At 37.1% G+C, this 9,853-nt stretch carries 7 protein-coding genes and 1 pseudogene; 5 read left to right on the forward strand and 3 right to left on the reverse strand.

Annotation, left to right across the window (positions count from 1 at the left end; genetic code table 11):
• Positions 1-47: 47 nt before the first annotated feature.
• Complete coding sequence (locus GQR44_RS09065) at positions 48-1,256, reverse strand: NnrS family protein (protein ID WP_166371440.1); 1,209 nt, start codon at positions 1,254-1,256, stop codon at positions 48-50.
• A gap of 91 nt (positions 1,257-1,347) precedes the next feature.
• Positions 1,348-1,791 (reverse strand): Rrf2 family transcriptional regulator, encoded by a 444-nt coding sequence (locus tag GQR44_RS09070; protein ID WP_166371442.1) that lies wholly within the window; start codon positions 1,789-1,791, stop codon positions 1,348-1,350.
• A 312-nt stretch (positions 1,792-2,103) separates the two neighbouring features.
• Between GQR44_RS09070 and yegD the strand changes: the two genes are divergently transcribed.
• The 5 genes from yegD (at position 2,104) to GQR44_RS09095 (ending at position 8,463) form a co-directional block, all read left to right on the forward strand.
• Positions 2,104-3,441 carry a molecular chaperone gene (yegD, locus tag GQR44_RS09075; RefSeq protein ID WP_166371444.1) on the forward strand — a complete coding sequence of 446 codons (1,338 nt, stop codon included), beginning with the start codon at positions 2,104-2,106 and terminating at the stop codon, positions 3,439-3,441.
• Between the two features lie 485 nt (positions 3,442-3,926).
• Complete coding sequence (locus tag GQR44_RS09080) at positions 3,927-4,649, forward strand: PEP-CTERM sorting domain-containing protein (RefSeq protein ID WP_166371446.1); 723 nt, start codon at positions 3,927-3,929, stop codon at positions 4,647-4,649.
• Positions 4,650-5,244: 595 nt separating this feature from the next.
• The gene (locus tag GQR44_RS09085; protein ID WP_166371448.1) at positions 5,245-6,243 is read left to right on the forward strand and encodes a TRAP transporter substrate-binding protein; all 999 of its coding nucleotides are present in this window, start codon (positions 5,245-5,247) and stop codon (positions 6,241-6,243) included.
• A gap of 133 nt (positions 6,244-6,376) precedes the next feature.
• Entirely contained in the window at positions 6,377-7,090 is a 714-nt protein-coding gene (locus GQR44_RS09090; RefSeq protein WP_166371450.1) for a TRAP transporter small permease, read from the forward strand.
• The gene (locus GQR44_RS09095; RefSeq protein ID WP_166371452.1) at positions 7,090-8,463 is read left to right on the forward strand and encodes a TRAP transporter large permease; all 1,374 of its coding nucleotides are present in this window, start codon (positions 7,090-7,092) and stop codon (positions 8,461-8,463) included. Before GQR44_RS09090 ends, GQR44_RS09095 begins: the two co-directional genes overlap by 1 nt.
• 169 nt (positions 8,464-8,632) lie before the next feature.
• Here GQR44_RS09095 and GQR44_RS09100 read toward each other — a convergent pair.
• Positions 8,633-9,789 (reverse strand): annotated as a pseudogene (locus GQR44_RS09100) (IS3 family transposase).
• Positions 9,790-9,853 lie beyond the last annotated feature (64 nt).

Genomic DNA, 9,853 nt, shown 5'->3' on the forward strand with positions numbered 1-9,853 from the left:
TTAGTTGAAACAACTTAAGGTGTGCTTCTTACCTTATAAGTCCTGATTTAACGTGCTTTAGGGCGCAATAGAATAGGTGTGTAAATGACAACAAAACAGCCAAAACCAACTATCCATAAAGCCACGGTAAGTGATAGCACGTGGCTATAGTTGGCAATAAAGTACAGTCCAAATACGCGTACTACAAAGGCCAATATGATCGCGATAAATGCGATACTCATGGTTTTTCCAACTGCGATTATTCGTCCCGTATGACCTAGCGAAACGCGAGAGATCATGCTCAAAATCATTGTTGCCATTGCGCCGATAGTAAGCGTATGGATAGCTTGAGAATGACTAACTAGGTAGGTAATTTGTGATAAACCAAACATTAAGAGTCCAATCACGATACACCAATAACTAATATGGAGTGACCATACTAAGGGAGTTGATAAGGTCACTGAAAACTTCCAACGGAATACACGTATTGCATGTATGACGCTGGTGGTAATAAATAACACTGCAACCAATAGAGCAGGGACATCAATCAATGTTGATGTTGCTAATGCAGCAACGAAAATGGTGATTAGTATGCTAATCAGTGACAATTTTTCCAATAAGGGCAGTGCATCTACACGTGGAGTTTTTGTTCCATTAGCAGTGAACATAGGGAATACTCTACCGCCCATAATACACATCACTAAGGTAATTAATAACACCATAAAGGTAGCTGCCTGTCCCATCAGTATTGGATTGTTAGTGATGGCACTGTAATGTGTGATCAGGTTAGTAATGGCCATGATCAGTAAAATTGGAATAAACATTAAATTCCGCCACAATTTCGTTTTAACGATAGGTATCGCTAAAGCTAAGGCTGATAATGGTAAAAATAAGGCATCCAGGGTAATAATTAACGTGTGCGGTAATTGATCTGGGAAAAAGAATGCAATACGCGCTAATAACCATAAAATGACCAGAGCACCTAACCCTTTACCATGCAAACTGCGTACACCACTCCAATTTTGCACTGCGGTTAACAGGAACCCAACAATAACCGTGGTCGCGAAGGCAAATAACATTTCATGCATATGCCACCAAAGACTACCTCCAAATAACCTAATGTTCAGATTACCGGTTAATATCCCATTCCAAACAAGTAAGCTGATCATGCTAAATATGGCTGCAAATAAAAATAAAGGACGAAATGCAAATTCAAGAAAAGCAATGGGTTGATTAGCCGCACGGCTATTATCATTTGGATCTGTTATTTTAATCATGGCATATCACCGTTAGTATTTTCTTGTTAATTGTAATTTATTGATTGAGAGTTAATAACTTTTCAAACTCGCTAGACAGCTTTAAATAGTCTTAGATAACTTTAATTGCTAACAGATCAGCTAACTTTCCTTGTTGTTTTGGTCCTACAAGGTCACTCAATGTATAAGCATCTAAGGTAGAAAAAAAGTTCTCCTGTGCTTCTGCAAAAATATTTTTCAATTGGCAACTTGGTGTTATCACACATTGGTTGTCAGTCCCAAAACACTCCACTAGTTTATTTTTGTCTTCTATTTCACGTACTAATTGCCCAATGTTGATTTGCTCAGCAGGGCGATTTAATTTTATGCCGCCATTTTTTCCACGCGTTGCTAATAAATAACCCTGTTGATTAAGTTGTTGCACAATTTTCATCAAATGGTTTTTTGAAATACCGTAACTGTTGGCTATTTCGCTAATGGTCGCTAATTGCTCTTGATGGATTGCTAGATAAATCAAGACACGTAATGAATAGTCGGTATAACGCGTAATATGCATATAAAAACCTATAAGACTTAAAGATGCATTTATTTTACATCTTTAAGTCTTACTGTAAATGTTTATTTTCATGAAATGTTTTTAAAGAAAAATTTTAGGGAGTCATTTTTAATTAGATAGGTGTAAACAAGTACTATTAAATTAACTCATTTGATATTTGAATATTAATTTGTTGCTAATCAAGATGAAAAAATAAGCAAGTAGAAGTGTGCTGCTTTTATTGACCTGAATATGAACAGATAACGGGTATAAATTTATAATTGCCTACTGTAGAATCGCGTCTTTTCATTTTTTGCATGACTAGGAAATATAATGCCATCTGATTTTATTGGAATTGATTTTGGGACAAGTAATTGTGCCGTAGCCGCACTTGTTAACGATCAACCTACCTTGATCGTTGTCGATGAAAACAGTGACAATCCTTACAAAATACGTTCTGCTATTTATCTTGCACATGATGAGTCTGGCGCTGATAGCCATGATGCTAAAGCAAATGAACAAACACTCAACGAAATGTTAGCTGCGGGCGAAATTTTATTTGGGGAGCAGGGCTTTAATGCTTTTTTACAAACTCCGCATGAAGGGCGTTATGTGAATAGCCCGAAGAACTTCTTAGGGGCTAAGATACCGAAACGTTTATTAGATAGCTTTGAAACTTTAGTGGTACGATTTCTTTCCTATTTAAAAAAATGCGCAGAGAAACAACTTGATATAAGTATTAATAAAGTTGTCATTGCGCGTCCTGTGAATTATCACTCCACCATGGGCGAGTTAGGCAATAAGCAAGCCGAAGCTTTAATGTTGCGTGCCGCAAATAAAGTCGGATTTGTAGAAGTTGAATTTATTCATGAACCTTTGGCTGCTGCTTATCACTTTGAACAGAAAATACAGAAGCCTACACAAGCGATGGTGGTGGATCTCGGCGGCGGTACATCCGATGTTACCTTCTGTTTATTAAGTCAGGAAAATGCTGAAAAACTAGATCGTGACGAAGATATTCATTCAACACAAGGTATTCGCCAAGGTGGAATTGTTTGCGATAAATTATTAGCTAGTGGCATTGTTTCGCCTCTATTTGGACGAGGTGGACGCACTGATAATGGAAAAGCGATCCCTAATATGTTGTTCTCTGGGGTTTATGACATTGATAATATTCCATTGATGAGTGACTTTTACTCGCCAGCACGAAGCAAATCAATCGCTGAATATATTTATCAAAGCCAAGATCCATTGCCTTTAATGCGCTTGCAACGGGTACAAAAACAACGACTGACGCATCAATTAATGCATGCAATAGAGTTGTCTAAAATAAAACTGAGTGATAAACAACAAACACAATTATCGTTATCGTTTATTGAGAGTACATTGCACTTAGATATAGAGCGCGAACAAGTTGCTGAAACTATGGATAATTGGCTTGATAAAATGTTTGTGATGATTGATGACACAATAAAACAAGCACAACAAATACCTGAAATAATCTATTTAACGGGTGGCATGGGGTTATCTCCGTTAGTTCAACAAGCACTGACACAGCGTTTCCCTGATGTGGATATTTCTGTCGCTGATGCATTTAGCTCGGTTGTATTTGGAGCGCTGCTAAAAGCAAAACGTTTGTTTTCTGGAACTAGTCAGAGCGTTGCTATTTAAGCCTATTTCTTCGTTGAAAAATGCTCATTTAAACGACTAAATCCCGCTTTTCCTATTGAGCTAAGCATAAATAGCTTAACTCTGAGCATTTACTATTTATTTGCTAAACTGCCACCCGATTTTAATAGGGTGCAGTTTAGTTATTATTTTATTAAGTGATACTTTTTCTTTGAATGATCAACGACAATATTAAATACATTGTCTTAATGTATACCTTTTAGGTAGTTTTCTTATACTTAATTAGTATATTTATATTATTTACATTAATTAATGACTGTTGATTTTTGTTAGAATTCAATAGTAAAAATTCGAATTGTAAAACAAATGTTATATAAAGTTGATTGCTTGTTAGCGAATTCATTAATGTAATAAGTGAATCAGCAAATAAAGCAACAAGTATTGTTATAAATTTGTAATTACAGTTCAACGAAAATAAATACTTAAAGAAATAAGTAAATAAATAATTTAAAAGTTAAGGAATAACTATGAAATTAACGCACTGGATTGCACTAACCCTTTCTGCTGCCATGATGCCACTTGCATCGGCAACGACGATTACATTTGATGATTTAAGCAACGGAGACATTGTTAATAGTCAGTATAGCGCCCAATATGGCGTGACTTTTAACGGTACTAACGTCGCCAGAAATACAGATAATGTAGCTGTAGCGTTTGATACATCACTACTTAATACGCTAGATCCTGATTTACAATCTCCATTTATTAATGTTAATCAAATTAACCAACTTAATTTGGGCATCGCTAACCCGGGAAATGTATTAATCATTCATGAAAATGAAGCGTCTTGTAATGCAACTTCTTGTGCTAATCCAGATGATGAAGGAAAGCGTCCAAGTGGTTTTTTTAGTATTGATTTTGAAAATAGTGTGACACTAAACAGCTTAGATTTTTTTGATACTGAAAAAGAAGAAGCGACACAAAATAATGCTATCCACTTATATGGTTTAAATGGTGTTGAAATTAACCCTGGTCAATTTAATACACTCGGAACGGGTGGAGATAATACTTGGGACCGTTTAATCTTTGATATTGCTGACGTTTACTCTGTTGAGATACATCTTAACGGTTCAGGAGCGATTAGTAACCTTGATTTTACGGCGACTGCTATCCCTGAACCCTCTACTTTTGCTGTTTTAGGTTTGGCGTTATTAGGATTTGCTGGTGCGTCGCGCCGTAAAACTAAATAAGCTAAATAAACTTAAAGCTAATTAAAAACTAAGTTAAATCAGATATTAGAATCTTGTATCTACAAATTATTTAGCACAAAGCATAAGATTATTAAAAAAGGTCACTCAGGTGACCTTTTTTGTTTTTGCTATTTAATGCCACTGCTTTAACACAGAACCTTTCTGTTATTGAACCTTTCTCTTATAAACCTTTTTTATAATACTAATACAAATTTAACCTGTATCTAGCTAAAGCTTGCCTGTCCTATACCCCTCAATATTATTACTCTTTCAACACTAAAATTGGTGCGCCCAGCGTCTTCTATAATTACATAATATTGTGCATAACATTGGCTACGAGTAAGTTAGATATTTAAAAGGGCGGTTACTGACACATATAGCAAATTATAATGGGTAGGATCCCGCCCATTTGTTTTTTATTAAACCTTTTAAGAAACACTTCTTTAACATACATCGCTTGCTATCACTGAGTTTGCAACAAATTGGTAACATTGGCTCGGCACTTGCTATATATGCTTTATGTAATGACTCAGTCGTTTTACATATTTTAAAAACAGCGCATTGTTGCGTACCAATATGGATATAGGAGCTCAAAATGTTTAAAAAATTAACCGTTATTTCTCTATGTAGTGCTGCACTTTTAAGTAGTGTTAATGCTTATGCTAATTGTGATGAAGGAGAAATGGTGATCAAGTTTAGTCATGTTACTAACTCTGACAAGCATCCTAAGGGCGTAGCTGCTTCATTATTAGAGCAACGAGTGAATGCAGAAATGAATGGTAAAGCTTGTATGCAAGTTTTCCCTAACTCAACACTTTACGATGATAACCAAGTATTAGAAGCGCTGTTAAATGGAGATGTACAACTAGCCGCTCCTTCTTTATCTAAGTTTGAAAAAATCACTAAGAAATATCGACTCTTTGATTTGCCGTTTTTATTCGACGATGTTGCTGCTGTTGATAGATTTCAGAACTCTGAAGCGGGCGATAAGTTAAAAAATGCGATGAATCGTCGTGGCCTTAAAGGCTTAGAGTTTTGGCATAACGGTATGAAACAAATGTCGGCGAATAAACCTTTGTTATTACCAAGTGATGCTAAAGGGCTTAAGTTCCGTGTACAAGCTTCTGATGTGTTAGTGGCACAATTTGAACAACTAGGTGCGAATCCTCAAAAAATGTCTTTTAAAGAAGTTTACGGTGGTTTGCAAACTAAAGTTATCGATGGTCAGGAAAATACGTGGTCTAACACTTACGGTAAAAAATTCTTTGAAGTTCAAGATGGCGTTACAGAAACGAATCACGGTATTTTAGACTACTTAGTTGTGACATCTGGCGATTGGTGGGACAACCTACCTGACGATATTCGTACTCAGTTAGGCACCATTTTAAAAGAAGTGACTGAAGTGAGAAATGCTGAGTCAACTATGGTGAATGAAGCTAATAAACAAAATATCATCAAAGCCGGTGGCGTAGTACGTACTCTAACACCTGAGCAACGTGGTGAATGGGTTACTGCTCTTAAACCTGTTTGGAAAAAGTTTGAAAAAGATATCGGTAGTGACTTACTTGAAGCTGCTCAAGCCGCTAACCAATAATATTAACTGTTTAAGCACTGTTTACCATTGTTAGGTAGGCAGTGCCTTAATTAACAGTACAGGTTAACAATATAACTTAAGTTAATAAAAATAATAAAAAGCACAGTAAGTTAAAGGTAAAGGAGTAAGGCAGATGGAAAAGGGAATTTTAACCCGAATAGGCAAAATGACTGATTATATGGAAGAAACCCTAATCGCAGCATTTTTAGGGTTAATGACATTACTAACTTTTGCAAATGTAGTAGTACGTTACGTATTTAACGACAATATTTTATGGGCACTTGAGCTAACTGTATTTATGTTTGCTTGGATGGTCTTAGTAGGTGCCTCTTATGGCATTAAAAAACATTTTCACATTGGTGTTGATGTTGTTATCAATATTGCGCCAAAGGGTTTAAGAAAGACATTTGCCTTGGTCTCTGTATTCTTCTGTTTATTCTTTTCTGTTTCATTATTAATTGGTTCTTGGAATTATTGGGTGCCTTTTATTACTGACCGAGCTTGGTATGAGACGGAAGATATTCCAATGCCTGACATCTTACAGTTTCTTTCAGGTTGGTTTAATGAAGGAGAGCGATACGAAAGACTACCTCGATTTATTCCTTACTTTGCATTGCCTTTAGGTATGGCATTAATGACGTTCAGATTCTTGCAAATCACTTGGTTAATTATGACTAATAAATTAGACCGTATGATTGCCAGTCATGAAGCTGAAGAACAACTAGATGAGTTTCATCAAGAACAAGACAATATTGAACTCAATCAAATTAAGCAAAGCGTTGCCAACAAAAGCAATGAGAAAAAAAATAAAACAGAAAAAGCGAATGTTAACAAGGAGAGTAACTAATGGCTATGTTAATGCTTTTTATTATGGTGATTGCATTGATGATCATCGGCGTGCCTATTGCGATTTCGTTAGGTGCATCAAGTATCGTCTTTTTGATGGTGCATTCTGACGCATCACTAGCGTCTATCGCACAAACATTACTTAATGCGTTTACTGGTCATTATACTTTATTGGCGATCCCTTTCTTCATTCTTGCTTCTAGCTTTATGGCGACGGGTGGTGTAGCTAAACGTATTATTCGATTTGCAATTGCACTGGTTGGGTCATTACGTGGTGGTTTAGCCATGGCATCCGTTGTTGCTTGTATGATGTTTGCTGCTTTATCTGGATCTTCACCCGCAACGGTAGTGGCAATCGGTGGTATTGTTATTGCTGGTATGGTCAAAAATGGTTACACCAAAGAGTTTGCTGCAGGGGTTATTTGTAATGCTGGTACGTTAGGTATTCTGATTCCACCTTCAATAGTTATGGTTGTTTATGCAGCTGCAACCGATGTATCCGTTGGTCGCATGTTCTTAGGTGGCGTTATTCCTGGCCTGTTAGCCGGAGTAATGCTGATGATCGCCATTTATATTTATGCGCGTTATAAGAACATTCCTGCACAACCTTTTGTTGGTTGGGGCGAAGTGTTCAATTCTGCAAAAGATGCTGGTTGGGGATTATTACTGATTGTTATTATCCTTGGTGGTATTTATGGTGGTATTTTTACACCGACTGAAGCTGCTGCTGTTGCCGCTGTGTATGCCTTTATTATTTCAAACTTTGTTTATAAGGATATGGGCCCATTAGCAGATAAGGAACCAGCAGAGAAAAAAGCCAAAGCATATTGGTTTAAAGCGATGCATGTATTCTGCCATGAAGATACGCGCAAGACGTTATATGATGCGGGTAAACTAACCATCATGTTGATGTTCATTGTTGCTAATGCGTTAATTCTTAAACATGTATTAACTGAAGAGCGTATTCCACAAATGATAACAGAGTCAATGTTGTCAGCTGGTTTAGGTCCAATAGAATTCCTAATTGTCGTTAATCTATTATTATTGATTGGCGGCCAGTTTATGGAGCCTTCTGGCTTATTGATTATTGTTGCACCTTTAGTGTTCCCGATTGCGATTGCATTAGGTATTGACCCGATTCACTTAGGCATCATGATGGTGGTAAATATGGAGATAGGGATGATAACTCCTCCCGTTGGTTTAAATCTCTTTGTAACGGCAGGGGTGGCCAAGCTGTCCATGATGAAAGTGGTCAAAGCCTCGTTACCATTAGTAGGGGTGATGTTCTTATTCTTAATGATTGTGACTTATGTACCTTGGGTTTCAACTTGGTTACCTAATATGATGATGGGACCTGAAATCGTCACCAAGTAGAGAGTCAACTAGATTAGTGGCTGTTATAAAACAGTCACTAATCTACATAACAAGTTAAAAAGTTTTAGTTGGTGCTGGTGGTTTATTTACATCAGCACCTTTTTTATGCCCTAGGCTTTTATGCACAGACCTTTTTATACATAACACCTTTTATGAACAAGTATTCTGGTCAAGCACAACTGGACACCTGACTTTGTAATTTTTCATAGTTAATCGGAGTTAGATCTCCGAGTGTTGTATGAAGCCGTTCATGGTTGTAATAGCGGATATATTCTTCAACATCTAACTTCATCGTTTCACGCGTTAAGTGAACAATATTTAATAACCATTCATTCTTAAGACTGCCGAAGAACCGCTCAACAACTGCATTATCTAAACAAGCTCCCACGCTACTCATTGAGGCTATTATTTTATGCTTACTCAATAATCGATTAAATCGCCCACTAGTATATTGAGAACCACGATCGCTGTGGAACATCAAACCCGCTTTAGGTTGCCTGATATTAATCGACATTTGCAATGCGCGTTCAACTAAATCAACCGTCATGCGGCCAGATATAGACCAGCCAATAACCCGACGAGAGTATAAATCCATGACAATGGCTAAATACATCCAACCTTGATTGGTCCTCAAATAGGTGACGTCGCCAGCCCACACTAGATTCTCTTGTTTAGGGTTAAACTGCTGACCCAATAGGTTATCAGCAACACTATCTGTATGTTTACGCTTTGTTGTTACCTTATATGCTTGGCGCTGTACGACGACAAGCTTTAGCTTGCGCATGATACTACGTGTACGATAACGACCCACCTTAAAGCCCGCTTCTCTTAATTTCTTGCATAACTGGCGAGAGCCCAGGCTACCGCGACTTCGCTTGAATAACTGTCGTGCTGCTCGATACATGTTCAGCTCTTCTTCACGGATGACTTTAGCGGGGCGTTCAAGCCAATCATAAAATGCACTACGACTCACTTGTAATGCATTACAAAGCAATTTTATGGGATATTTAGAGCGACTCGCTCGAATATACCGATACTTTACTTCATTTCTTTTGCGAAGAAGGCACTGGCCTTTTTTAATATTTCTTTCTCCATACGCAGTCGTTTAACTTCTTTGCGTAAGGCAAGTAATTCAGCACGTTCATCTGAATCTACAGTTGAGTTAGCATGTTGCTCTGCTTTTTGTTTCCAACTGTAAAGCAAGCTAGTCGTGATGTTTAAAGCAGAAGCAGCTTCTTGAACGCTATAGCCTTGTTCACTGACTAATGCCAATGCTTCAGTTTTAAATTCACTGGTATAAGTTTTGTATTGTCTTCTCGTATTCATGTTCACCTCTTTAGTGGATAGTATTATCCAAAATTAAAGTGTCCAGTTCAATTAGACCAGAATA

Origin of the sequence: Psychromonas sp. SA13A, from assembly GCF_011378715.1 — a bacterium.
GTDB lineage: Bacteria > Pseudomonadota > Gammaproteobacteria > Enterobacterales > Psychromonadaceae > Psychromonas.